This window comes from Streptomyces sp. NRRL S-31, assembly GCF_000718775.1.
Lineage (GTDB): Bacteria > Actinomycetota > Actinomycetes > Streptomycetales > Streptomycetaceae > Streptomyces.
Genome location: NZ_JOCB01000076.1, coordinates 32,157 through 56,642 on the forward strand (window position 1 = coordinate 32,157; position 24,486 = coordinate 56,642).

A 24,486-nucleotide genomic window follows, 5' to 3' on the forward strand; every position below is an offset into this window, starting at 1 on the left:
CGCCAAGCCGGCATGGCCCCGTTCGACACCGGGCGGCTACTCCTCCGGGTGCGTCGGCGTCTCCCTCAGGGGCGCGTGCCAGACCAGTCTGGTGCCTCCGTCGCGCGGGCGGCCGAGTTCCAGGTCGCCGCCGAGGTCGCGGGCGCGTTCCGCCATGTTGCGCAGACCGCTGCGGCGGCCCTCGGGCGGGATGCCGACGCCGTTGTCGGTGACCGTGAGCCGCACTTCCTTCCCGTCGGTCTCCAGCACCACGTCGGCGCGGTCGGCGTGCGCGTGCCGGGCGACGTTGGCGAGGGACTCGGACAGGACGGCCACGACGTGGTCGGCGGTCTCCCGGGGCACATGGGTGTCGAGCAGGCCCTCCATCCGGAGGCTGGGGGCGAAGCCCAGTACGGGTGCCGCCTCGCCGGCCACCCGTACCGCACGGGCCCGCAGCCCGGGTGCCTCGTCGTCGTCACGGCTGCGCAGGCCGAAGATGGTCGATCGGATGATCTTGATGGTCTCGTCGAGGTCGTCCACGGCCCGCCGCACCCGCTCGGACGCCTGCTCGTGCTGGATGAACCGGCCGGCGCTCTGGAGCGTCATGCCGGTGGCGAAGAGCCGCTGGATGGCCAGGTCGTGCAGGTCCCGGGCGATGCGGTCGCGGTCCTCCAGGAGCGCGATCTGCTCGGCGTCCCGCCGGCGCTCGGCCAGCTCCATGGCGACGGCGGCCTGCGCGGCGAACCCCTTCAGCAGTTCGGTCTCCGGCTCGGAGAAGTCACCGGCGTCCGTCTCGCGGGCCAGCAGGACCACGCCCCGGACCCGGTCCTCCCGGCCGATCGGGACGGCGACGGCCGGACCGAGGCCGGCGAACCGTGGCGGGCCCGCCGTGACCCGGTCGTCGTGCGAGACGTCGGTGCTGGTCACAGGGGCGCCGAGGGCGAACGCCCGGCCGGTGAGGGTGCCCTCGACGGGCAGCACCAGACCCCGGTGCGCGTCGGCCTGCCGGCCGATGGCCAGCTCCACCGCGAGGGTGCCGGTGTCCTTGACGGGAGTGGCCACGGCGGCGAGCGCGGAGCCGCTGATGTCCCGGGCCCGCTCCGCGATCAGCGCCAGCACCTCGTGCTGGTCGGCGCCGGACATCAGGCAGCGGCTGATCTCCGCGTTCGCCAGCAGCCAGCGCTCGCGCAGCCTGGACTCCTCGTACAGGCGGGCGTTGTCGATCGCCACGCCCGCCGCGACGGCCAGCGTGGCGAGCACCGACTCGTCGTCCTCGTCGAACCGGAGCCCGCCCCGCTTCTCGGTCAGGTAGAGGTTGCCGAAGACCTGGTCGCGCACCCGGATGGGTACGCCGAGGAAGGTGTTCATCGGCGGGTGGTTCGGCGGGAAGCCGTACGACGCCGGGTGCTCGGAGAGCTTTGCCAGCCGCAGCGGCTCGGGGTGGCGGATCAGCTCGCCGAGGATGCCGTGGCCCTCGGGGAAGGGGCCGATGCGGGCGATCTCCGGCTCGCCGATGCCGTGCGTGATGAACGCCGAGAGCCGTCTGCCGCCGGAGCCGATCACACCGAGGGCCGCGTACTCGGCGTCGACCAGGGCCGCGGCGGCCTCCACGATGCCGCGCAGCACCTGCTCCAGGTCCAGTTCGCGGCCGACGGAGAGCACCGCCTCCAACAGGCTGTGCACCTTGTTCTGGGTGCCGCGGGCGGCGTCCAGGCGAGCCTGTAGCTCCTCCAGCAGCTCGTCCAGCCTCAGCTGCGGCAACCGTACGAGGCGTGCCTCCCCGGCGCCCTCGGAGCCTCCCACTGCCGTTCCTCCCAGCCCCCGGTCCTGCGTACGGCCGCCCCGCCCGGGATTCACGGTGGCGGACCGGGCAAGGGGGACGATACGCCACGGCGGGCCGGCGTACATCCGGCACCCGGCGCCTGCCCCGCCCGGCGCGGCGCGGCGGCGGCGACCGGCGTACGGACGCGGGCGACGACCGGCGTCCCGACGCGGTCGGCGACCGGCCTACGAACGCGGGCGGCGACCGGCGTACGGAGGGCACGGACGCGGCGGCGACCGGCGTGGGCCCCGGGTAGGGCCGATCGGCCCTACCCCTTCCGGCCACCCGCGCGGACGATTGCCTGGTGCTTCAGAACGGGCTTCAGAACGGGCGTCGCAACGGGCTTCACGACGGGCTTCACGATGGCGGCTTCCACGCGCTGGACAGGCCGGCGTGCCTGCGGCTGCTGGGCGGGGTCCCGGTCGGTCGCGTCGTGTACACCGAGCGGGCGCTCCCGGCCGTGCTGCCGGTCAACTTCCGTCTGGACGCGGACTCCTCCGTGGTGCTGCGGACCTCGGCCGGCTCGGACCTGGTGCGCGCGGTCGACGGTGCCGTCGTCGCCTTCGAGGCGGACGAGTTCGACGCGGTGACCCGCTCGGGCTGGAGCGTCGTCGTCACCGGCCGGGCCGCGCTCGTGACGGATCCGGCCGAGCGGGAACGCCTCGCGGGCAGCGGTCTCGACTCCTGGATGCCCGTGCGGGACGGGGTGTTCGTGCGGATCGCGTCGGACATGGTCAGCGGCCGCCGGCTGACGGGGACGTGACCGGCCGGGACCGCCCCGGCCGGACCGCTCCCCCGGTGCTCAGCGGCCGTCGGCGCGCAGCCGGTCCCGGGCCTGGGTGGCGATGACGGCGGCCTGGATGCGGCGTTCGACGCCGAGCTTGGCGAGCAGCCGGGAGATGTGGTTCTTCACCGTCTTCTCGGCCAGGTACAGCCGCTGACCGATCTGCCGGTTGGTGAGGCCCTCGCCGATGAGGGCCAGGATCTCGCGCTCCCGCTCGGTCAGTCCGGGCAGGACGTCCGGCTCGGCCTCCTCCCGCCGCGGCCCGCCGCGCAGCCTGGCCATGAGCCTGGTGGTGGCGCTGGGGTCCAGCAGCGACTGCCCGCCGGCCACCGTGCGCACGGCCGAGACCAGGTCCGAACCCTGGATCTGCTTGAGGACGTACCCGGAGGCGCCCGCCATGATCGAGTCGAGCAGCGCCTCCTCGTCGTCGAACGAGGTCAGCATCAGACAGGCCAGCTCGGGCAGGTGTGAGCGCAGCTCCCGGCAGACGGTCACCCCGTCGCCGTCCGGGAGCCGGACGTCGAGGACGGCGACGTCGGGGCGGAGGGCGGGGACCCGGACGAGGGCCTGGGCGACGGTGGCCGCCTCGCCGACCACCGTGATGTCCGGTTCGTCGTCCAGCAGGTCGTGCACCCCGCGCCGTACCACCTCGTGGTCGTCGAGGAGGAAGACCCGGATCGGGTCGTCCGGGCCGGCCTGCTCGCGCTCCGCCATGGTCGCTCCTTGTCGCGTGTTCGGTTCTCCCCGACGATCCTCCCGTCCTCCGGCCGCGCCGACCAGGGCCGATCGGCCCTGGTTGGGACGATCGGCCCGGTCCGGGGCGCCTGTCCGCGCGGTCAGCCGTTCCAGGACCAGTCCGCCACCTCGGGGAGGTCCGTGCCGTGCTCGCGGATCCACTCGTGGTGGCGCTGCCGGGTGTCCGCCATGCGCTGGCGTACGGCCGCGGCGCGCACCGCGAGGCCGGGGACGCGGTCGATGACGTCCATGACCAGGCGGTAGCGGTCCAGGTCGTTGCGGACCACCATGTCGAACGGCGTGGTCGTGGTGCCGATCTCCTTGTAGCCGCGCACGTGCAGGTGGCGGTGGCCGGCCCGCCGGTAGGCGAGGCGGTGGATCAGCCAGGGATAGCCGTGGTACGCGAAGATCACCGGCTTGTCCGCGGTGAACAGGCCGTCGTACTCGAAGTCGCTCATGCCGTGCGGGTGTTCCTCGCCGGGCAGCAGCCGGGCGATGTCGACGACGTTGACCACCCGTACCGCCAGTCCGGGCAGGTGGCGGCGGAGCAGCTGGGCGGCGGCCAGCACCTCCTGGGTCGGGACGTCCCCGGCGCAGGCCAGTACCGCGTCGGGTTCGCGGGTGCCGTCCTCGGTGCCGGCCCAGTCCCAGATGCCGGCACCTCGGGCGCAGTGGACCTTGGCCTCCTCCATCGACAGCCAGTCGAAGCAGGGCTGTTTGCCGGCGACGACGACGTTGACGTAGTCGCGGCTGCGCAGCGCGTGGTCGGCCACCGACAGCAGGGTGTTGGCGTCCGGCGGCAGGTAGACGCGGACGACTTCCGGGCTCTTGTTCAGCACGTGGTCGACGAAGCCGGGGTCCTGGTGGGAGAAGCCGTTGTGGTCCTGCCGCCACACGTGTGAGGTGAGCAGGTAGTTGAGGGAGGCGATGGGGGCGCGCCAGGGCAGGCGGCGGGTGGTGCGCAGCCACTTGATGTGCTGGTTGACCATCGAGTCGACGATGTGCACGAACGCCTCGTAGCAGGAGAACAGCCCGTGCCGGCCGGTGAGGAGGTAGCCCTCCAGCCAGCCTTGGCAGGTGTGTTCGGAGAGGATCTCCAGCACGCGGCCGTGCGGGTCGAGGTGTTCGTCGACCGGGAGGGTGGCGGCCTGCCACGCCTTGCCGCTGGCCTCGTAGACCGCCTGGAGCCGGTTGGAGGCGGTCTCGTCGGGGCCGACGAGGCGGAAGTCGCGCCGGTCGGCGGTGGCGGCCATCACGTCGCGGAGCATGTCGCCGAGGACACGGGTCGGTTCGTGGAGGGTGGCGCCGGGCTTGTCGACGGGCACGGCGTAGCGTTCCAGCGGGGGCAGGGGCAGTTCGCGCAGCAGGAGTCCGCCGTTGGCGTGCGGCGTGGAGCCGAGCCGGCGGGTGCCTTCGGGGATACAGGCCAGGACGTCCGCGCGCGGGGCGCCGTGCTCGTCGAAGAGTTCCCCGGGCCGGTAGGAGCGCATCCACTGCTCCAGTTGCCGCAGGTGCTCGGGGTTGTCGCGGACGGCGGCGAGCGGTACCTGGTGGGCGCGCCAGGTTCCCTCGACCGGCAGCCCGTCGACCTCGGCGGGACCGGTCCAGCCCTTGGGGGTGCGCAGCACGATCACCGGCCAGCGGGGCCGGTCGGTGGCGCCGTCCTCGCGGGCGGCGCGCTGGAAGGCGGCGATGCGGTCGAGGGCGGTGTCCATCGCCGCGGCCATCGCGCGGTGGACGGTGGCCGGGTCGTCGCCGCTGACGTGGACGGGTTCGTGGCCGTAGCCCCGCAGGAGCGCGTCCAGTTCCTCTTCGGGCAGGCGGGAGAGGACCGTCGGGTTGGCGATCTTGTAACCGTTCAGGTGCAGGACCGGCAGTACGGCACCGTCGCGGACCGGGTCGAGGAACTTGTTGGAGTGCCAGGAGGCGGCCAGCGGACCGGTCTCCGCCTCGCCGTCGCCGATCACGCAGGCGACCAGCAGGCCGGGGTTGTCGAAGGCGGCGCCGTAGGCGTGGGACAGGGCGTAGCCGAGTTCGCCGCCCTCGTGGATCGACCCCGGGGTCTCGGGGGCGACGTGGCTGGGCACCCCGCCGGGGAACGAGAACTGCCGGAAGAGCCGGGCCATGCCGGTCGCGTCCCGGGTGACGTCCGGATAGGTCTCGGTGTACGAGCCCTCCAGCCAGGAGTTCGCCAGCACGGCCGGGCCGCCGTGGCCGGGCCCCCAGACGCACACGGCGTCCAGCCGGCGGGCCTTGACGACGCGGTTCAGATGGGTGTGGACCAGGTTGAGGCCCGGGGAGGTGCCCCAGTGGCCGAGCAGGCGCGGTTTGACGTGCTCGGGCCGCAGCGGCTCGGTCAGCAGGGGGTTGGCCATGAGGTAGATCTGACCCACGGCGAGGTAGTTCGCGGCGCGCCAGTGGGCGTCGAGGCCGGCGAGCTCGCGTTCGGAGAGTCCGGCGGGCGCCTGCTGCGTGTCCAGGGACATCGGTGGTCCTTCCCGGTTCGGGCGGCGATCGAGGTGACGCGTGCTGGGGGCACGACACCCCCCACCTTCCGGCGGACCGGCCGGTGTCCGACAGGGACCGTTCGGCCCAAACCGCCGGGCCGAACCGTCCGTGACCGGATCGCTCTCAGGGCGTGAGGTCCACCCCGTACAGCGTCCGCCCGCCCACCAGCTCCCGCCCGGTGACCAGCTCCGGATGGATGCGTACGAACACCTCCTGGGGGGACGGCACCCAGGAGCGCGGGCCGGTCCGGGCCAGCCGCCGCCGCTCGCCGGGGTCGGTGACGACCGCCGCCCGGCCGGTGACGACGACGCTCCACCCCGCGTTCCTGGCCGTGTCCACGTCGTCCACCTCGAAGGCGACCACCGACCCGTCGACCGCGCGGACCAGTTCGGAGGCGGCCGAGGTGCGCAGCAGCACCGCGCCGTCCGCGTCCAGGCGGAAGTTGACCGGAAGCACCGCGGGCAGGGCGTCCCGCGTGTGGACGATACGGCCGACCGGCACGGTCGCCAGCAGACGGAGGCACTCGTCGCGGCCGAGTTCGCGGAAACCGTCGTTGGGATACATGGCCAGTCCGTCTTTCGCCTGGGGCAGCGGTACGGCTCCATCGTGGGCCGGACCCCGGCACGGAACGAGGGCCACGGGTCCCTGACCGACCGGAAAGCGACCCTGCCGGGTCCCCGGTCGCCCGGACGCCGACGGCGGCTGGGCGACCGGGCGGTCACGCGACCGCTCGTACGCCACCGGGACGGAGCGCCGAGCCCTGGTCGCGGCCGACCGGCACCACGGCTCCCGGGGCGGCCCTGCTCAGCCCTGGTCGGAGGCCGGGGGCCGGTTGACGTGCAAGGTGAGCCCCGTGATGCGGCCCGCCTGGATGACGGGGCCGTGCTGGACACCGCCGTGGATGTCGTTGTGCACGGTGTCACGGCTCGTCACCGGTGCAGCCGCCAGCCGCTGGAAGGACGCCACCAGTGCGCGCAATTCGCCGTCCGTGGCCGACCCCGCTTCGACGTGTCGCCGTAGGCGGACCTGCCAGTGCGTTCTGACGTCGGTGATCACCTGCTCGTCCGCCCCGGTGTCGTCGTCGAGCAGCCGGCTCCTCGCGTCGTCCAGGTCGGCGATCGCGGTGGTGTCCGAACCGGTGCGTGCCAAGAACCGTCCGACGAGTTCCCGGGCGTGTGTCCAGGAGTCGGTGGCCATGAGGGACACCAGTGTGGTTGCTCCCGACGCCGCGAGAGCGGCCAGCTCACTGTCCATCGTCTCCTCCTAGACGAGCGGGGATCCGGCCGGCGCGTCGTGCGTGGCGGTCCGGACATACGGATCCTCACCGTCGTCGGGCGTCGGGGTCACCGGAGGGTCGAAGTGCCGCAGCAGATCCTCGGCCGTCTCATGTCGGTTCTGCTTCATGAGGAGGTCGGAGATCTGTCTGGCCAGCATTGCCCGCCGGTCGTCTCCCTCCGTGAAGCCCATGGCGTCGAACAGGGCCGAGAGGTGGTCCACTGCCGTCCGTTCCCGCGGAACGGCGTCCGGGGCGTCCTCCGGGCCGTCCGCAGCGATCGGCTCGCCGGGCCGCTGTGACACGAGGTCCAGCAGTCGCTCGGGGATGTCGGTGTCATTGGCGGCGGACGTGAGCTGTGCGAGCAGGGCCAGGTCCGCCACCGTCTTCTCCACGTGCTCGTCGTTCTTGGCGAGCCACCAGACCACGGCGCTGCCGGTGTCCTTCAGCACGTCCTCGCCCAGGTACTCGCGCTTGCTCTGCTCGTACTTGCGCTGGTGCTCCCAGACCGCTTTGTCCTTGCGTACGTCGGCGAGCCGGTCCAGGCGTTCCTGATCCTGGTCCAGCAAGGTGAGGCTGATGTTCTCCGCCATGGCCTGGAGGCTCCCGGTGGGGTCCGGGCACATACGGCTGAGGACGCCACCGAGTTCGTGCTGGACGTACGAGGCGCGGTCCGGCTCCCGCTTCTCGGTGATGGCCCGGGCGCGCCTCAGGACTGCCTCGACGGCGAGTCCCGCCGGGTTGAGGACGGGATCGTTCCCGGGTGATTCGATGAGGTACCACCGTACGGTCGCCGAGAAGACGAAACTGTAGTCGTCCCGGTTGCTGGGCAGCGCCACTCGGCTGACATGGTGCTCCGTGCGTTCCACGGGAGTCGCCGTCCATTGCTCCTCGAAGCTGACGGGTACGGAACCGCGGCGGCGTGCGGCGATGTGGCAGGCCGCCGCCGGGACGACGAGCAGCAGCGCGGCCAGCACCAGCCAGGTCCATGTGGGCCACCGCTGTGTCAGGCCGAGGATGGTCAGCAGCAGGCCGCTGAGGACGGTGAGGAAGAGGGTTGTCGTCTTTCGCCCGGTCGTCACGCTCGAGTCCCCCTGGCTGATGCCGGCGGCGGGGCGGCAGGGCCGGGGCCCTGAGCCACGCTGATCTTGTGGAGTAGCAGTTCGGTGGTCGCGGCGGAACGCGCGGGATCTCCCGGCGCGGTGCGCTCGGCTTCGCGGGCGCTCGCGTACAGCGCGGCGAATGCCTCGCCCCGCCTTCCCTCGCACCGCCCGGCCGCGCTGACGAGGAGGTCGAGCAGCAGCTCACCGCGGTGTCCGGCGCCGTCCGCCGCCCGGTGGAGCCAGCGCTGCGCGTACGGCCGCCACGTCGCTCGCGGTCGTTCGGCCAGCACCGCGTGCCAGCAGGTGATCAACGACTGCCGTACCTCGTTCTCCTCCACCAGTGCGCGTGCGGTGCCGGAGGAGTCCGTCAGCGGCTCCGGATCGCAGACTCTCAGGAAGATGTCGAGGTCGGCCGGGGAGAGGTCGGATCGTGCCAGGCGGTCGAGCAGCCTCCGGCGCAGCCGGCGGCTGTCGGCCACCAGACCCTGCAACGCCTCCAGGGCGCGTGTCGTGCCACGTTCACGGCGGGCCAGGTAGTACAGCCTCAGCAGGGCCTGGTCCGGGTGGCTGGCCGCGAGAACGTCGGCGCAGATCCGGACGAGTACCTGTGCGAACTCCCCTCTGAGCTGACGATAGGCACACCACTGGTAGACACGTGCGCGGAACTCGCTGCCGTGCGCCGGATCATCGAGGCCACAGGCGAGCGCCTGGACAGCGGCTTCCAGCCGCGCTCTGCTCGCGGCCGCGGCGCTCCACCCTTCGGCGAGGGACGCCAGACCGTCCCCGCGCCCGGTGCGCAGGTACTGACGGGCCAGACGCGCCACCAGACCGTCACGCACGGCAGGGGTGACGTGCGGGTCGTTCAGGTCCACGACGCTCGCGACCCACGCGCCGAGGTGGGGCCGCAGGTCGGGCAGGTGGTCCCAGAAGTGGGCGCAGACGGCGGAGTCGAAGTCCAGTTGTCTGAAGCGCACGTGTCCGTCCGGCCCGGCATCGGCTGAGATCTCCTCGAGCCGCTCGGCGAGGTCCTTGTGCTCGAGCGGCGGAACCCCGTCCGACGGCGAGCGGAAGGTGCGCAGCAGCAACTGGGCCGCGCGGTGGATGACGTCGGCGTGCGCCCCGTGGAGCAGGGAGGCGGTGAGCAGCAACGCCCGTTGGGGAGCCTCGCGCCTTCCGGCGACGAACAGGGCGACCTCCCTCCGCCGGTCGTTCCGTGCCTCCCTGGCTGTCGCGCACCACTGCGCGAACCCTTCGTCCGGCCGAGCGGTCTCGCGAGCGCGGCGCACCAGATCGGCGAAGTCCGCGATCTCCCGCATCGGCCTGTCCTCGCGCATGAACTCGTCGACGGTGGCGTCGGGCCGCACGTACTGCTCGTACGGCAGGCCGTGCACGCGGAGGTGTCGTCTGAAGACCTCCAGGGCGTCCGGTCGCCGGATCTCGACCCGGTAGTACTGGAGGCCGGGGTCCAGGGTCGCACCGCGCGGCATGATGACGACAAGGTGGGCGCGTTTGTCGTGTACCGCCGTGCGGAGCGCGGGGAGGTCGGTGCGGATCACGGACCACTGGTGGTCGTCGGCGGCGGACAGGTCCAGCAGCAACTGGTCGTCGGGCCCGACCAGAGCAGGGTCGTGGAGGGCCGGTTCGTCCTCCTCTCCGGGCAGCAGCTCGTGGAAGACGCCGCTGTCCCGGCGGCTTTCGCGCAGGAGTACGCGGGCCGCGGAGGTACGACCGCTGCCCGGGGCGCCGTCCAGGATGACGGTGCCGGTGCCGGCGAGCGTGGCCCGGGCCTTGCCCATGCCTCCGGGGGCGACCAGTACCTGCCGCAGCCAAATGAGTTGGTCCTCGGCGAAGCGCCGGAAGGTCGGCTTGTCGGATTCCTGCGCCTGGGTGTCGTTGACAAAGATGTGACCGGGACCGGTGTGGATGACGTTCTGGGAACTCTCGATTCGTGTACTGCCCGGCTGGTTCACCGGCTGTCGTCCTCGCGTCGGTCCGACCCACCGAACCGGTGCCGTACACCGCCGTGGTTGTCGCCCTCGAAGTAGGTCATCCCGTCACCGGAGAAGTGCCGGTCGCCCGACACATGGCGGGAGTTCTGGTAGATGCTGCCGCTTCCCGTGTGGACGGGGCCCTGGGAGTCCTTCACGACGGTCCCGCCGACGTCACCGGTGAAGTCACGGCTCTGCACCGCCGTTCCGCTCACGTCTCGGACGGTGTTGGTCACCGTGCCGGGAGCGGGCGGTGTCTCGTCGGTCCGGGTCCCGTCGCAGAGTCCGGGAACCATCTCGGCCACCAGATCGCCGATGCGCCTGAGCCCGGTGTCGTTGTCATGGACGTCGAACGGGACGGACTGGAGGTCGGCGAGCCGCGCCAGTGCCGGCGGCAGATCAGCCCCGCTCAGCCGGTTCGTCTTCCGTCCGTCCAGGATGGGGACGACCGGAACCCCGCATGTGAACGCCTCCTCGATCTCCTTGCGCACCCAGTCCTCCGGGTCGTTGAGCTTCGCTCGGAAGTTGGTCCAGTCCGGCCCCACGACGGCCAGGAGAAGGGAACTGCGGCGCACCCCGGTCAGCAGGCGGTCGCGGTAGGTCTCGCCCGGGGCGATGGACTTCGACGCGCGGAAGACGTGCTCCGGGCCGAAGCGGCGCGACAGCTCGCGGTCGATCAGGGCGGCGGTCTTCTCCCCATCGCCCGTGCGGTAGTTGATGAAGACTTCGGTCATGGTGAGATCCCCTCAGGAAGTGGGCAAGCGAGATAAGGTGCCGAGTCGCGGCGCGAGCCGGCGTACGGAAGGGCTGTCCGCGTGCCGGGCCAAGGCCCGGGCGAGACGCCGCAGATCGGTCGTGACGGTCGCTGAGCGCACGGCCGCCACGCCGTCGAGCAGGGGTGCCGTCAGCGCGCACGCGTGGTCGATCTCGCCGGCCGACGCGTAGGCCAGGGCCCGGCGTACCCCGTACCGCACCTGGGTACGGACCGCGTCCGGGCCGACCAGGGCGAGTTGCCGATCGAGTTCCTCGCTCGCTTCGCGAGGCCGGCCGAGGTCGACCAGGCACCAGCCGGTGACCATGCCGACCGGGTCGGGAAGGTGCATGGTGCCGATCACCGGTTCGTCGGGGCCGTCGTCCTGCCGGGCGAGGAGCGTACGAGCGCGCTCCAGGGCATGGAGACAGGCGTGGAGGTCGCCCGCGAGTGCGTGCCCTTGTGCTTCCCGTTGTGCGGCCAGCCCGCGGATCCGTGGTGGCAGCGTGCTGCTCTGCGCGCGCCGGGCGAGGGCGACGGTCTGCTGGGCGTCATCACGGTACAAGGTGACCAGGGCCCTGCGGACCAGCGCATAGCCGGCCAGTGCCTGGTCGCCACCGGCCGCCGCCAGGTCGACCGCGCGCTGCGTCCACCAGAGTGCCGCACGATCGTCACCGGTCTCCTGCACCAGCCACCCCACGTACTCCGCGTACCGGGAGCCGAGCGCCAGCAACTGGCGTCGGGTGTCGGCGTCGGTCTGGGCGGACAGTTCCCGCAGGGTGTGCGTCTGCGCGATCAGGACGGGCAGGAGCAGACCGGGTTCCACGGTCTGGCCGAGTCTCCGGTAGTGCGTGAACAGCGAGCGGGAGGCTTCCACCATGCCCGCACCCGACGCCGGGGAGGCCGGTCCGGTGCGGCCCGGTCGCCAGGTCATCAGCGAGGCGACGCCGGCGCCCATCACCTCCCGCCGGCCCATGGAATGGAACCGATTCGGACCGTCCGGCGACAACTGCATGATCCAGTCCTCCTCGTCGATGTGGTCTGGTGCTGATGCTGGTGCTGGTGCTGGTGCTGCGGGAACTTCGGGAGCGGCCTGGTCGGCCAGCGTGATCAGTGCTCCGTCGGCACCGAGGGCGGCGTCGCACAGTCGGACGAGGTCACGGCCGGGTGCCTTGATCCCTCGCTCGACCTTGCTCAACTGGGCCTTGCTGTAGTGCACGGCGCCGGACAAGGCCGTCAGGCTCAGTCCGGCCTCCAGACGCCGTTTCCTCAGCTCCTCGCCGAACGTGGTGGACGGCTGTGGCACGGGAACCTCCAAAGCCCCTCCGTCCAGGCCGGGGTGGTGCTGCACGAAAGAGTGCGGCAATCCGTCCCGGACGGACAAGGCGATCGATGCTGTTTCCCGTTTCCATCTCCGACGGCGGGAAGCGGCATGCGCGAAAGCCCCCTTGCGCCGGTCAGGGAACCCGGGGCTCGACGCGTGGCGGGGACCTGGTCGTGGTCGGGGACGTTCGTGTGCCATGCACCGGAAACCCATGCCCCACCAGGGGTTTCCCGGTGATTCATGGGCGGGTGATGGGCTGTGGCCCGTTGACCGTCCGTCCCGTCGGGGACGCCTCAAGGAGTCGTTCACATGCACAGACCGTCCCGCCGTCACCTCACCGTCGCCACCGCTCTGCTGGCCTCCACCACCGCCGTCGTCGCCTTCACCAGCGGCGCCGGTGCGACCGACACCAGGCAGCAGGCCGAGAACGCCATCCAGGGCGGCAAGGCGAAGAACGTCATCCTGCTCATCGGTGACGGCATGGGCGACTCGGAGATCACGCTCGCCCGCGACTACACCGTCGGGGCGAACGGCCGCCTGAACATGGACAGGTTCCCGCTGACCGGCGCGTACACCACGTACTCCGTGCACGCGGACGGCACGCCCGACTACGTCACCGACTCCGCCGCCAGCGGCTCCGGCTGGGCGACCGGTGTGAAGACGGTCAACGGCCGCATCTCCAAGACGCCGGGCTCCGACAAGGCCGTCCGTACGATCCTGGAGCTGGCCCAGAGGAACGGTTACGCCACCGGCAGCGTCACCACCGCCGAGCTGACCGACGCCACCCCGGCCGTGCTCGCCTCGCACGTCACCGACCGCTCCTGCCAGGGGCCGGCCGACATGGCCAAGTGTTCCAAGGACGCGATCGCGGCGGGCGGTCCGGGGTCGATCGCCGAGCAGTCCGTCAACCACAAGGTCGACGTCCTCTTCGGTGGCGGCAAGCAGCGCTTCGACCAGAAGGTCACCGACGGCCGGTACAAGGGTCTCACCGTCACGGAGCAGGCGAAGAAGCTCGGCTACCAGGTCGTCACCGACAGCGCCTCGATGAAGGGCGCGAAGGCGGGCAAGCCCGTGCTGGGCCTGTTCGCCCCCGGCAACGTGCCGGTGGAGTGGACCGGCAAGCCGGCCGCCGTGGGCGGCACGGACGCGCAGCGCTGCGTCACCTCCAACCCGGCCCGTCCGTCCGGGACGCCGAGCCTGGCGGACTCCGCCACCAAGGCGATCCAGCTGCTGGAGGCCAAGCAGAAGCACTCGAAGAAGGGCTTCTTCCTCCAGATCGAGGGCGCCTCCATCGACAAGCAGGACCACGCCGCCGACCCCTGCGGTCAGATCGGTGAGACCGCCGCCTTCGACCGCGCCGTGAAGGTCGCCCGCGACTACGCGGCCAAGCACCCGGACACGCTCGTCGTCACCACCGCGGACCACGGCCACAGCAGCCAGATCGTCCCGCTGGAGGCCACCCCGCCCGGCCTGTCCTCCACCCTGGTGACCAACGAGGGCCAGCGGCTGAAGGTCAACTACTCGACCAACACTCCGGGCCAGTCCCAGGAGCACACCGGCACCGAGGTCCGCATCGCCGCGCAGGGCCCGCTGGCCTACCGCGTGCTCGGTGTCACCAACCAGACCGACCTGTTCACCACCGTCCGGGAGGCGCTGCGCCTGAAGTGAGCGCGGTGACCGAGGGGGGAGGCCGGGCCGCCGGTCTCCTCCCTTCCCCTCCCGCCCGTGTGCCGCTCAGGCCGGGCCGAAGCCGCCACCGGCCTGCTGCACCAGGCGGGCCAGTTCCATCCGGGAGCGGACACCGAGGGCGGCGAAGACGTTGCGCAGGTGGTAGTCGACGGTGCGGGTGCTGACCGACAGGCTCAGGGCCACCTCCCGGTTGGTGAGTCCCTGGGCGACGCGGCGGGCGATGCGCAACTGCTGCGGGGTCAGCCGGCCGAGTCCGTCCGGCGGCACCCCGCCACCGCCCACGGCACCGCCCGGTCCGCTCGGTCCGCGCCGCCCGTCCGGACCGTCCGGTCCCGGTACGGCGCCCGTTCCGGTCACCCCGTTCGCCCGGAGTTCCGCCGCCGCCTGCTGGGCCCACGGGCCGGCGCCGCAGCGCTCGAACCCCAGCAGCGCGGCCCGCAGATGCGTGCGCGCCTCGCGCAGCCGTCGGCGCCGGCGCAGCCACTTGCCGTAGAGCAGTTCGGTGCGGGCCCGTTCGAAGTCACCGGTGGCTGCCGCGTGCCGCCACAGCGCCTGCCGGTACAGCGGGTCGGCGGCCTCCGGCGGTGCCAGCAGGGCGCGGCAGCGCAGCAGTTGGGCCGGGGCCTGGGGGTCGGCGCCGCACGCCGTCCAGCGCGCGAAGTCCTCGACGGCGGCCCCGGCCCCCTCCGGCTGCCGGGCGAGCGCGCACGCCTCCACGTAACACGGTACGGCGAGCAGCCAGACGGCGAAGTGGCCGCGCCCCGGGCCGGGCCGTACCAGCGGTCCCAGCCGTTCGGCGGCCTCGCGGGGACGGCCGTGTCCCAGTTCGGCGCGGGCCGTCGCCCACTGGGCCAGCGCGGCGGCCTGGGCCAGCCCGTGTCGCCGGGCGGTGGCCATCGCCGCCGTCACGTGCTCGGCGACGGTGTGCGCCTCACCGGCGATCGACGCCGCCAGGGCCAGTACGGCGTGGTGGTGGGCGGCCGTGTTGCGCTGCCCGGTGCGGTACGCGCTGCGCAGTCCCTCCTCGGCGTGTGCGCGGGCCAGCGCGTGCCGGCCGGCCCGCAGTTCGCCGTAGGCCAGGTACTCCAGGGCCCGCGCCTCGTACCCGGCGGACCCGTCCGTGCGGGCCACCGCGAGCGCCCGTGCGCCGGCCCGGCGGGCAGCGGCGGTGTCGCCGAGCAGCAGGGCCGCCGAGGCCGCCCGCAGCAGTTCTTCGGGGTCGTCCGCCGTCCAGGCCCGGTCCACGACCCGCCGCAGGGGTGCCCCGGCCCGGTCGAAGCGGCCCTGGAGGACCGCTTGCATGCCCGTGCGGTGGTCGCGCAGGGCCGCGTCGACGCCGGTCCCCCAGGCGAGCGTGCGCCGTCTGGCGGACTGCGCGGGAATCCTGGGCGGCTGGCCCGCGAAGTTCGCGCCGGGGGCGGTGCCCACCCGGTGCGCGCCCGCGCACCGGCGCCCCGGTGCCAGGGCTCGGTGGCACGCCGCCAGGTCGCCCGCCGACCAGGCGGCGTCCGCGGCGGCGAGGGCCGCCCGGGCGGACAGTTCGGGGTCGTGCGGGGCGGACAACGCGGCGGCGAGCAGCAGGGTCTCGCGGGCGTCGTCGACCGGGCCGTCCCGGCGCAGCACGGTCCCGCGCAGCAGTTCGGCACGCGCGCGTACCGCCGCGGGTGCCGATCGGCAGCGGCCCGTGTCGAGCAGCCGCAGTGCCCGGGCGGACTGGCCGGCCAGCAGCGCCTGTTCGGCGGCGGCCGTGTACGACCGGGCGCGCTCGGCACCGTCCGGGACGAGTTCGGCGGCGCGGGTGTGGGCCGTACAGCGCAGCTCGGGCGGGTACGCCGTGGCCGGGTCCGCGGCGGCGGCCGTGAGGTCGGCCGCGAGCGACGGGGCGGGGGCGGCCCAGGAGCGGTGCAGCAGCGCCGGGAGGCCGGGGCCGTCGGGCAGCGCGCGGGCCAGTGCGGCGTGGGCGGCGCGGCGTCGCTCGGCCGGCGCAGCGGCATACACCGTGCGGCGCAGCAGCGTGCTGCGGAAGCCGACCCGGCCCTCGGAGGCGTGGAGCGGGTCCGGCAGCCCGGCGTCCCCCGCAGGGGGCCGGCCGTCGCCGCTGCCGTACGGACCGGGGTCGCGGCGGCACACGGTCCGGCCGTCGCCGGTGGGCGGTTCCGGGAGCGCGGTGGGATGCGCCACGTCCCGGGCGAGCCGTGCGGTCGCCGTCGAGCCGCCGCCCGGTCCGTACGTCATGTCCCGGGCCGGCCGTGCCACGGTCGGCGCGTCGGGACACGCCGCGCCGCCCTCGGCGTCCCTCGCCGGCTCCGTCGGTCCGGGGTGCGCCACGTCCCCGGCCAGCTCCGCCGCCGCGCGTCGTACGACGTCGGCCGCGACGGTCGGCTCCCCCGCGGCACGCACGGCCGCGGCGGTCACGAGCAGCGTGTCGCGATCCCGCGCGGGCAACTCGGTCAGGTGCCGGCCCGCCAGCGCGGTGAGGGTCTCCGCGTCGGCCAGCGGTCGCGGCAGGGGGGCGACACCGGCGAGCTGGGCCGGAGTCAGGCGCTGCGACAGCCTGAGCAGCAGTCCGGGGTTGCCTTCCGCGGCGGCGGCGAGGTCGTCGCGTACCCGCGGGTCGAGCGTCCCCGGCGCGGCGGCGTCCAGCAGGGCGGTGGCGTCCGGCGTGGACAGCGGGTCCAGGCGCAGCAGCGGCAGGCCGGCGAACTCCGGGGCCACGGGCCGGTGTCCGGCGACGGTGAGCACGAGGGCGACCCCGCCGCCGGCCGGGAGCCGCGCGGCCAGCCGGCCGAGGGCGGCCCGGGAGGCGGTGTCCCAGAGGTCGGCGTCGTCGGCGCAGAGCAGGACGGTGCCGGGCGCGGCGGTCGCCCTCAGCGCGCCGACGAGTTCGCGCACCGGGCCGTCGGCGCGGTCGGCGGCGACCCCGGCCGCCCGGCACAGCGCCCGCAGCCCGGTGGGCGGCTGCCCCGGACGCTCGGGAGGCGCGGGTACGGCCACGACGGGTCCGGCGTCGAAGGCGTCGGCGACCTGGGCGAGGACGGTGGAGCGACCGCCGCCCGGTTCCCCGGTGACGACGTGTGCCCCGCCCTCGCGCAGCCGCTCCACCAGCGACGCGACCAGGCCCGGCCGGCCCCGCGGTACGGCGGGTCCCGGAGTCGTCCGTCCGCTCATTCCCGAAACCTTAACGACGCGTCAGGAAGTGCGGAAGCCGTGTGCCCGCACGCCCGTGTGTACGCGGGGCGAGCGCGCGGGCACGGACGGACCGTCAGGACGTGTGCGGGCAGTTGCCCCGGTACTCCTCGATGGTCAGGCTCGGTCGCGGCAGCGGGCACAGGAACTGCTCGTAGCGGGTGTCGTCGTCGACGAAGCGCTTCAGCCACGAGATGCTGTACTTCGCGATCGTGGTGTTCGAGGTGTTCGGCGTGAAGTGGGTGGCGCCGTTCAGCTCCAGGTACGCCCGGTCGAGGGAGGCCGGGAGCGTGGCGTAGAACGGCTCGGCGTGGGTGGCGACGGGGGCGATCGTGTCGCCGTCGGCTCCGAAGATCAGGGTGGGCGTCTTGACCTCGGGCCAGGTCTTGTCGAGGTTCCAGGGGGTCAGCGGGATCGCCGCCTGGAGCGAGGGCCGGGACTTGGCGGCCTCCAGGGAGCCGCCGCCGCCCATCGAGTGGCCCATGACGCCGAGGCGGCCGGCGTCCACGCGACCACGGACGGAACTGGTCCGGGTGAGGTAGTCGAGCGCGGCGAGCAGCTGGTTCCCCCGGGAGTCGGGCTGGTCCAGCGTGGTGAGCGTGTCGATGGTGAAGACCACGAAGCCCTGGGACGCCAGGCGCGGGCCGAGCCAGGAGATGGAGGACTGGGTGCCGGTGTAGCCGGGAGAGACTGCCACGGCGCCGAAGGTGCCGTCGGCGGTGCTGGTCGGGTAGTAGATGGTGCCCCCGCCGAAGCCGGTCACGGAGAGCCGGGAGACGGTCGTCTCCGAGACGGCGTACGGGCCGCGGAGCGCCTCGATGCTGGACTCGGTCGGCGCCGGACCGCGTTCGTAGGGGTTGTCGGCGCCGTGGGCCGCCGGTCCGCCGAGCGTGGTCAGGCCGACGACGGCGGTGACCGCCGCGGCGAGGGCCGCGAGCCTTCCGGCCGGGCGGGTCGGGCGCGGACGGTGGGCCGGTGCCGTGGTGCTGGTACGGGTGCTGGTACTGCTGCTGACGCTGGTGCCGGCGCTGGTACGCGGGTGCTGCACGACGAGTCGTCCTCTCGGTCGCGGCGGGCCGTGCGTTCGGAGCCGTCGGCACGCGCGAGCGTACGACGGCCCCGTGGCACCGCCAGGGGGGGTTGGCAGTGCCACTGTCGGTGCCGGGCCGCGCCACCGGACCGGCAATATCACCGGTCTCGTGACACACCAGCGCCCTGATGCCGCCTCTCGTGCGCGAAGTGGCCGGACGGGCGGCTACGGACGCCACACCTCGGGTCCGCCGCCCCGCCACCGCACCCAGTCCGCGCCCGCCACCTCGTCGGGCTCCATCCCGGACAGGCCGGCCCCGCGCAGGAATTCCGCGACGTCGAGCAGCGTGTAGGCCATGCCGAGGAAGCGGTCACCGAGGCGGACACGCCGGCCGCCGTCCTCGGCGGGCTCGTACACGACGACACTCGGGGTCATGGGACCAGCGTCGCTGAGCGGCCCCGTGAGCGCACGGCGGGTCACCGCTCGGCGCCCGCGGAGCGCACCCTCGGGTTCAGGTGGTCCGGCCGGCGGAGCAGACCGCGTGTTTCAGGCCGTCCGGCCGACGCAGCACACCCGCGTGCTCAGGCCGTCCGCCCCGCGGGTCCGAACGTCACGGGCAGCCGCAGTGGGCCGCGCAGGCCGCCGGGCCGCCAGCGCAGCTCGCCCGGCGGCACCGCCAGGGCCAGGTCCGGGAGGCGGCGCAGCACCGTGCCGATGGCGATCCGGCCCTCCAGCCGGGCGAGCGGCGCGCCCAGGCAGTAGTGGATGCCGTGCCCGAAGGCCAGGTGGCCGTTGTCCCGGCGGGTGATGTCCAGCCGGTCGGGGTCGGTGAACCGCGCCGGGTCCCGGCCCGCGATCGCGGACGCCACCACCACGGTCGCCCCGCGCGGGATGGTCACACCGGCGATCTCGATGTCCTCGCGGGCGAAGCGGGCGATGCCCGGGCTCACCGGGCCGTCGTAGCGGAGGAACTCCTCGACCGCGTCGGGCAGTGCCTCGGGGTGGTCCCGCAGCAGGGCCAGCTGGTCGGGGTGGGTGAGGAGCGCGGCGATGCCGCTGCCGATCAGGTTGACCGTCGTGATGTAGCCGGCCACCAGGAGCAGGAAGGTCATCGCGATCAGCTCGTCCCCGGTCAGCCGCTGCTCCTCGTCGTGGGCGCTGATCAGCGCGCTGAGGAGGTCGTCGCCCGGCCGGGCCCGCTTGGCCTCGAGGTGTTCCGTGACATAGCCGTGCATCCGCCGCCACGCCTCGTCGACCACGGCCGGGTCCGGCATCGTCTCGCCGCGTACCAGCATGGCGTCGGTCCAGCGCTGGAAGTCGTTTCGGTCGTCCGCCGGGACGCCGAGGAGTTCGCCGATGACGGTGACGGGCAACGGCAGCGCGAAGTCCGCCACGAGTTCGGCGCGGCCGGCCGGTACCACCGCGTCGAGCAGCCGGTCGGCGATGTCCTGGACGCGGGGGCCCAGCGCGGCGACCCGGCGCGCGGTGAACGCCTTCGACACCAGGCGGCGCAGCCGGGTGTGGTCGGGCGGGTCGCAGCGCAGCATGGTGCTCGTCATCGAGGCGCGCTCGAACGCGGGCAGCTGCGCGATGAGGCGGGGGTCCGAGGCGTCGCGGACGTCGCTGCCGAGTCTGGGGTCGGACAGGGCGGCGAGTCCGTCCTCGTGGCGTGTGATCAGCCAGGCGTCCAGCCCGCCGGCGAGTACCGCGCGCCTGACCGGGCCGTCCTCGCGCAGCCGCCGGTAGAGCGGGAAGGGGTCCGCCAGGAAGGCCGGATCGGAGTATGGGAGAAGGACCGGTTGCTGACTCATCGCGCCTCCCGGGCCGACTTGGGCCACCGATGCCCCGTTGGTCAGGTCTCTCGACTTGTACCCGGAATGCCCGTCCCGGCAACGCCAGGCGCTCCTCCGCCCCGCCCCCGCCCCTCGCACCGGCCACTCCCGCCGGTCGCCGGCCGCCGCGCGCCGCGCCCCGGTCGCCGCGTGGCCTGCGCGTTCGGTCAGCGGCTGCCCGTCCAGGTGTGGGCCACGTCGACCACCACTTGGCCGGACAGTCGGAACACCCGGAACGGCAGGCGGGCGCGGACGCCGAGACCGATCTGGGTCTCCCCCTCGAAGCTCCCGGCGAAGCGGGTGTCCCGGAAGGTGCGGTACCCGCTGACGTCCACACCCGGAAGGGTGCGGCCGACCTGCCCGGGGTACGTGGGCGAGCCGGTCTCCGGGTCGTACCCGGGCGCCCCGACGCGGATGTCGAGGACGGCGCCGCCGCCCACCGGGATGTGGTCGCCGGTCGCGATCTGCTCGAGCCGGTCGACGTACCGGACGGAGTAGCCGACGGTGTCGCCGCCGGGCACGTCGAAGACCATGCGGTCGAAGCAGTCGTGCCGGCCGGTCCTGACGTTCGCCAGCGGCACGGCTCCCGATGTGGCTCCGCCCTTGTCCCCGCTGCCCCAGCCGGTCGGACAGGCCGTGGTGCCCGGCGTGGCCGCCGGCGCGGCGTTCGCGGCGGTCGCCGCCGTCCCCAGCCCGGCTCCCGCCAGCACGAGCGCCGCCAGTGCCGCCCCTGTTCGTCGCATGATGTCCCCCTTGGTCAGGTGTCGTACTGCTGTGATATAGGACACACGGGTTCGACGGATGGTTGTACGCCGGTCACGGCCGGGCGCTCGGCCGACGCGTCCAGGGCGTCCGGAGCGCCCCGGCCGGTCGGGCGGTCCTCCGGGTGCCGCCCGTCATCGCGAGAACGCCCAGCCGTGCCCCGGCCTTCACCCTGGCCCTGGCGGTGTCCGCTCGGCAACGCCCGCGGGTCGACAGCGAGCGGATGGCGCCGCCGGGCGGGGAGTGCGCCGGCGTCACCTTCGACCGGGCGGGGCGTACTCGTGCCTCGACGACGAGGACCGCCTGGTGCTCGCGGACTCCCGTCAGCACATCGTCCGTCTCGCCCACCGGCAGGAGCCGGACGGCGCCCGGAAGTTCACCGTCACCGACGACCGGGACCCGGGCGAGCAGGTCCCCCACGACTGCGCCACCCGGACCAGCCTCCACCCCAGCGGCACCTGCGATCCGGTCACCTCGGGGTGTCCGTCGTCGCCGACCACGCGCTGCACGAGTTCACCGCGGCGCCCGACGGCACCCCGCCGTGATGTGGCGGCAGACCTACGACCGCAGCACCGGCATGGGCTACGACGACGACCGGGCGCCGATCACGCCGGGCCCGGACGGCACCGCCTGCGTCGGCGTGCTCGACGGCCTGGCCGCTGTACGGGACGGCGCGGGCCGGTGACGCCGCCGCGGCCGTGGCGTGTCAGCGCGTGACGCGCAGCAGGCGTGGCGGCCGGGCGGCGGGGTCGGGCAGGCGCAGCGGCGACCTGCCGGGGGTGATGCTGCCGAGCAGCGCGGCCCGACGGGCACCGGTGCCCGAGGGCAGTGCCCCGGGCAGGCCGTGGGCGGTGAGGAAGCCGAGGACGGCGAAGGCGAGGGCCTCCTTGGCGGCCGACGGCAGTCCCAGGTCGTCGCTGGGGCGCAGCGGCACACCGGGCAGTTCCTCCGCGAGCACGCGCATCAGTACCGGGTTGCGGACGCCGCCGCCGGAGACGACGAGCTGGGTCACGCCGTGGGCGCGGCAGGCGTCCGCCACGGTGACGGCGGTCAGCCGGGTCAGGGTGGCCAGGACGTCGGCGGTGTCCGGCACCGGCCCGGCGCCGAGGGCTTCGAGCAGGTAGGGCAGGTGGAAGTGTTCCTTGCCCGTGGTCTTCGGGGCGGGCCTGCGGTAGTAGGCGTCGGCCAGGAGGACCCGCAGCAGTTCGGGGCTGACCCGGCCGGCGGCGGCCCCGCGCCCGTCCTCGTCGTGGTCGGCGACGCCCTCGGTGAAGTGCCGTACGGCCGCGTCCAGCAGCGCGTTGGCGGGGCCGGTGTCGAAGGCCAGCGGCTCGGCGCCGGGCGCGAGGACCGTGACGTTGGCGATGCCGCCGAGGTTCAGGGCGCCGGGGGTGCCGGGCAGGCCGGACAGCAGCAGGGCGTCGGTCATGGCGGCCAGGGGCGCGCCCTGGCCGCCCGCGGCGACGTCCCGGCTGCGCAGGTCGGAGACGACCGGGAGCCCGGTCGCCTCGGCGATCCAGGCGGGCTGGCCGAGTTGGAGGGTGCCGCGGACCGTGCCGTCCTCGACCCAGTGGTGCATGGTCTGGCCGTGCGAGACCACCAGCTCGGCGGTGCCGTCGCACAGTTCGCGCAGGGCGCGCACGGCGGTGCCGGCGAAGGCCTGGCCGACGCCGGTGTCGAGGGCGCAGATGGTCCGGGTGGTCGTGGCGGCCGGCGGCAGGGCGGCGGCGATCAGGTCCCGCACCTCGTCCGGATAGGGGACGGAGAGGTGCCCGAGGGGCCGCAGGAGCAGGCTGTCGCCCTCCAGCGCGAGGTCCGCCGCCGCGGCCTCGACGGCGTCGAACGACGTGCCCGACATCAGGCCGATCACCCGCACGGCGCCCCCTGGCAGGGGTTCCGCCGGGCGGGCGGGGTCGACGGCGCCTGCGATTGCTGCTGCGGCTGCGGCTGGTGCATGGCTCCTCCCGAGGGGCCGGGCGCGGTAGACGGGGCTTGGCGGTAGGGGCGTAGCACGGTACGGGGCGTCGTTCTCAGGGGCGCGGGGCCGTGCGGGGTCCGCCGGGTGGCCGGACGGCCGGTCACTTCGGGGCGACCGTCGCCGTCGCGCGGTCCGGTTCGGGTCCCTCGTCGGCCACCGGCATCCGGGCATCCCCGGGCGCGCGGTGGAAGAGGCTGGTCACACCGCCCACGGCGAGGGTGATCAGCACACCGAGGGGGACGAGCCACTGCGCGGCGATCGCGGTGGGCACGGTGGTGCCGGCCACGTCCACGTCGATCCGGACGCCGCGCACGACGTACGTCATGACGCCGACCGTCACCAGGAACGCGATGACCGCGTCGGTCTCGTTCGCGCGCCGGACGATCCGCCCGAGCAGGAAGGCGCCGAGGAGCGCGCCGTAGGTGTAACCCGCGATGGTCAGTCCCGTGAGGTAGACGTTCCCGGTGCTGGTGCTGAAGGCGCAGGCGAAGAGGGCCATCAGCACGGCCCACACCAGGGTCATCAGCCGGGCGAGCCTGAGCAGGAACTCCTCCGTGGGCGCGGCGCGGAAGAAGCTGTGGATGATGTCGGCGACCGTGGAGTTCGACATGGAGTTCAGCGCCGAGGACAGCGAGCCCATCGCCGCGCCGAGGATGCCGGCCACGAGCAGGCCGGAGATCACCACGGGCAGTCCGTGCAGGATGAAGTCGGGGTAGAGGTTGTCGGAGCTGGTCAGACCGAGTTCCTTGAAGCTCTTGCCCCGGTTGTAGGACCACAGCAGCGCGCCGACGAGGGAGAACGCGGCGAACTGGAGGGTGACGAAGACACCCGAGGCGATCATGGCTTTCTGGCCGTCGCGCAGCGAGCGGGTGGCCAGCACACGCTGGACGATCAGCTGGTCGGAGCCGTGGCTGGCCATCGCGAAGATGGCGCCGCCGATGATCGCGGTGGGGAGGGCGAACGGGCTGGTGAGGATGTGCGTGAGGCCGAAGTCGGTGTCGAAGAGCCGGAACTGGCCCGCGTGCAGGGCGCGCTGGAAGCCCGTGCCGCCGACGCGGCCGGCGAGCACGGCGATGGCGAGGAGGGCGCCGCCGAGGTACAGGCCCATCTGGATGGCGTCGGTCCAGATGACCGCCTTGATGCCGCCGAGGTAGGTGTAGACGACGGTGATCACGGTGAGCGCGATGATGATGACGCGGTAGCTCGCGTGCACTCCGAACTCGTCGAGCAGCAGTTTGATCGGGATGGCGGAGGCGAACAGCCGGACGCCCTCGGCGAGCAGCCGGGTGAAGACGAAGGTCACCGAGGCGAGCCCCTGCGTCTTCGGTCCGAACCTGCTGCCCAGGTACTGGTAGGCGCTCACGAAGCCGCCGCGTTTGTACAGCGGGATGAGGACGGTGGCGACGACGACGCGTCCGATGACGTAGCCGAGGGCCAGTTCGACGTTGCCGAAGCCCTGCCCGCTGTAGGCGCCGCGCAGTCCGATCACGGCGATCGCCACGAGATAGACGACGACCACCACCAGGTCGAGTTGGCGCACGCTCACTCCTGACGGCTCGCCTCGCTGCTGAAAGTTTCCTTCGCACTCCCACGCATTGACTGAAAAGTAGTTTCAGATGCTCCGGGCGTCAACAACCCGGCTCGGCGAGGTCCCACGGCGGGTGGGACGAGGGCGAGTTGGCGACCGGCGCGGGGGGCGCCGCACCGGTGCGGGCGTGGCTCGGGTTGCGTTTGCCAGCCCT

At 73.5% G+C, this 24,486-nt stretch carries 18 protein-coding genes and 1 pseudogene; 3 read left to right on the plus strand and 16 right to left on the minus strand.

What is annotated here, in order from left to right; all coding sequences use genetic code 11:
* Nucleotides 1-36: 36 nt before the first annotated feature.
* Complete coding sequence (locus IF37_RS0126780; RefSeq protein WP_030747701.1) at nt 37-1,782, minus strand: GAF domain-containing sensor histidine kinase; 1,746 nt, start codon at nt 1,780-1,782, stop codon at nt 37-39.
* Between the two features lie 323 nt (nt 1,783-2,105).
* On the opposite strand from IF37_RS0126780, the gene IF37_RS0126785 reads away from it, so the two are divergent.
* Complete coding sequence (locus IF37_RS0126785) at nt 2,106-2,564, plus strand: pyridoxamine 5'-phosphate oxidase family protein (RefSeq protein WP_079165892.1); 459 nt, start codon at nt 2,106-2,108, stop codon at nt 2,562-2,564.
* Nucleotides 2,565-2,603: 39 nt separating this feature from the next.
* On the opposite strand, the gene IF37_RS0126790 is transcribed toward IF37_RS0126785, so the two are convergent.
* The 8 genes from IF37_RS0126790 to IF37_RS0126825 all read right to left on the minus strand — a co-directional run bounded on the left by IF37_RS0126790 (nt 2,604) and on the right by IF37_RS0126825 (nt 12,249).
* Entirely contained in the window at nt 2,604-3,299 is a 696-nt protein-coding gene (locus tag IF37_RS0126790) for a response regulator transcription factor (RefSeq protein WP_030747706.1), read from the minus strand.
* Nucleotides 3,300-3,421: 122 nt separating this feature from the next.
* Nucleotides 3,422-5,806, minus strand: a complete 2,385-nt coding sequence (locus IF37_RS0126795) for a phosphoketolase (RefSeq protein ID WP_030747707.1) — start codon at nt 5,804-5,806, stop codon at nt 3,422-3,424.
* Nucleotides 5,807-5,951: 145 nt separating this feature from the next.
* Complete coding sequence (locus tag IF37_RS0126800) at nt 5,952-6,392, minus strand: pyridoxamine 5'-phosphate oxidase family protein (protein ID WP_030747708.1); 441 nt, start codon at nt 6,390-6,392, stop codon at nt 5,952-5,954.
* Nucleotides 6,393-6,632: 240 nt separating this feature from the next.
* Entirely contained in the window at nt 6,633-7,082 is a 450-nt protein-coding gene (locus tag IF37_RS0126805) for a hypothetical protein (RefSeq protein WP_030747709.1), read from the minus strand.
* A gap of 9 nt (nt 7,083-7,091) precedes the next feature.
* On the minus strand, nt 7,092-8,183 hold the full coding sequence (locus IF37_RS45270) for a hypothetical protein (protein WP_063886413.1): 1,092 nt from the start codon (nt 8,181-8,183) through the stop codon (nt 7,092-7,094).
* A complete protein-coding gene (locus tag IF37_RS0126815) occupies nt 8,180-10,174 on the minus strand; it encodes a hypothetical protein (protein ID WP_052845385.1) in 1,995 nt (664 codons plus the stop codon). Before IF37_RS0126815 ends, IF37_RS45270 begins: the two co-directional genes overlap by 4 nt.
* Nucleotides 10,171-10,926: a toll/interleukin-1 receptor domain-containing protein gene (locus IF37_RS0126820; RefSeq protein ID WP_030747722.1), complete on the minus strand. Its 756-nt coding sequence runs from the start codon at nt 10,924-10,926 to the stop codon at nt 10,171-10,173. The genes IF37_RS0126815 and IF37_RS0126820 overlap by 4 nt, the downstream gene beginning before the upstream one ends.
* 12 nt (nt 10,927-10,938) lie before the next feature.
* Nucleotides 10,939-12,249: a helix-turn-helix domain-containing protein gene (locus IF37_RS0126825; RefSeq protein WP_030747725.1), complete on the minus strand. Its 1,311-nt coding sequence runs from the start codon at nt 12,247-12,249 to the stop codon at nt 10,939-10,941.
* Nucleotides 12,250-12,576: 327 nt separating this feature from the next.
* Between IF37_RS0126825 and IF37_RS0126830 the strand changes: the two genes are divergently transcribed.
* Nucleotides 12,577-13,935 (plus strand): alkaline phosphatase, encoded by a 1,359-nt coding sequence (locus IF37_RS0126830; protein ID WP_030747728.1) that lies wholly within the window; start codon nt 12,577-12,579, stop codon nt 13,933-13,935.
* Nucleotides 13,936-14,001: 66 nt separating this feature from the next.
* On the opposite strand, the gene IF37_RS0126835 is transcribed toward IF37_RS0126830, so the two are convergent.
* The 5 genes from IF37_RS0126835 to IF37_RS0126855 all read right to left on the minus strand — a co-directional run bounded on the left by IF37_RS0126835 (nt 14,002) and on the right by IF37_RS0126855 (nt 20,747).
* Entirely contained in the window at nt 14,002-17,124 is a 3,123-nt protein-coding gene (locus IF37_RS0126835) for a LuxR C-terminal-related transcriptional regulator (RefSeq protein ID WP_173456988.1), read from the minus strand.
* Nucleotides 17,125-17,218: 94 nt separating this feature from the next.
* Complete coding sequence (locus tag IF37_RS0126840) at nt 17,219-18,190, minus strand: dienelactone hydrolase family protein (RefSeq protein WP_079165893.1); 972 nt, start codon at nt 18,188-18,190, stop codon at nt 17,219-17,221.
* A gap of 207 nt (nt 18,191-18,397) precedes the next feature.
* Nucleotides 18,398-18,607: a hypothetical protein gene (locus IF37_RS0126845; protein WP_030747737.1), complete on the minus strand. Its 210-nt coding sequence runs from the start codon at nt 18,605-18,607 to the stop codon at nt 18,398-18,400.
* A gap of 146 nt (nt 18,608-18,753) precedes the next feature.
* The gene (locus tag IF37_RS0126850; RefSeq protein ID WP_030747740.1) at nt 18,754-19,983 is read right to left on the minus strand and encodes a cytochrome P450; all 1,230 of its coding nucleotides are present in this window, start codon (nt 19,981-19,983) and stop codon (nt 18,754-18,756) included.
* A gap of 188 nt (nt 19,984-20,171) precedes the next feature.
* Entirely contained in the window at nt 20,172-20,747 is a 576-nt protein-coding gene (locus tag IF37_RS0126855) for a hypothetical protein (RefSeq protein WP_030747743.1), read from the minus strand.
* 215 nt (nt 20,748-20,962) lie between these two features.
* Here IF37_RS0126855 and IF37_RS45970 point away from each other — a divergent pair.
* Nucleotides 20,963-21,343 (plus strand): annotated as a pseudogene (locus tag IF37_RS45970) (hypothetical protein); the annotation flags it as partial.
* A gap of 129 nt (nt 21,344-21,472) precedes the next feature.
* Here the strand turns inward: IF37_RS45970 and IF37_RS0126870 are convergent.
* A complete protein-coding gene (locus IF37_RS0126870; protein WP_030747749.1) occupies nt 21,473-22,642 on the minus strand; it encodes an anhydro-N-acetylmuramic acid kinase in 1,170 nt (389 codons plus the stop codon).
* A gap of 202 nt (nt 22,643-22,844) precedes the next feature.
* A complete protein-coding gene (locus IF37_RS0126875) occupies nt 22,845-24,284 on the minus strand; it encodes a sodium:solute symporter (protein WP_030747752.1) in 1,440 nt (479 codons plus the stop codon).
* Nucleotides 24,285-24,486: the final 202 nt, after the last annotated feature.

What these genes read in the sequence shown, in the direction of transcription:
- IF37_RS0126830 (WP_030747728.1), top strand. Translation starts at nt 12,577, where the DNA reads ATGCACAGACCGTCCCGCCGTCACCTCACCGTCGCCACCGCTCTGCTG.
- IF37_RS0126850 (WP_030747740.1), bottom strand. Translation starts at nt 19,983, where the DNA reads ATGAGTCAGCAACCGGTCCTTCTCCCATACTCCGATCCGGCCTTCCTG.
- IF37_RS0126835 (WP_173456988.1), bottom strand. Translation starts at nt 17,124, where the DNA reads ATGAGCGGACGGACGACTCCGGGACCCGCCGTACCGCGGGGCCGGCCG.
- IF37_RS0126795 (WP_030747707.1), bottom strand. Translation starts at nt 5,806, where the DNA reads ATGTCCCTGGACACGCAGCAGGCGCCCGCCGGACTCTCCGAACGCGAG.
- IF37_RS0126845 (WP_030747737.1), bottom strand. Translation starts at nt 18,607, where the DNA reads ATGACCCCGAGTGTCGTCGTGTACGAGCCCGCCGAGGACGGCGGCCGG.
- IF37_RS0126820 (WP_030747722.1), bottom strand. Translation starts at nt 10,926, where the DNA reads ATGACCGAAGTCTTCATCAACTACCGCACGGGCGATGGGGAGAAGACC.
- IF37_RS0126790 (WP_030747706.1), bottom strand. Translation starts at nt 3,299, where the DNA reads ATGGCGGAGCGCGAGCAGGCCGGCCCGGACGACCCGATCCGGGTCTTC.
- IF37_RS0126800 (WP_030747708.1), bottom strand. Translation starts at nt 6,392, where the DNA reads ATGTATCCCAACGACGGTTTCCGCGAACTCGGCCGCGACGAGTGCCTC.
- IF37_RS0126855 (WP_030747743.1), bottom strand. Translation starts at nt 20,747, where the DNA reads ATGCGACGAACAGGGGCGGCACTGGCGGCGCTCGTGCTGGCGGGAGCC.
- IF37_RS0126805 (WP_030747709.1), bottom strand. Translation starts at nt 7,082, where the DNA reads ATGGACAGTGAGCTGGCCGCTCTCGCGGCGTCGGGAGCAACCACACTG.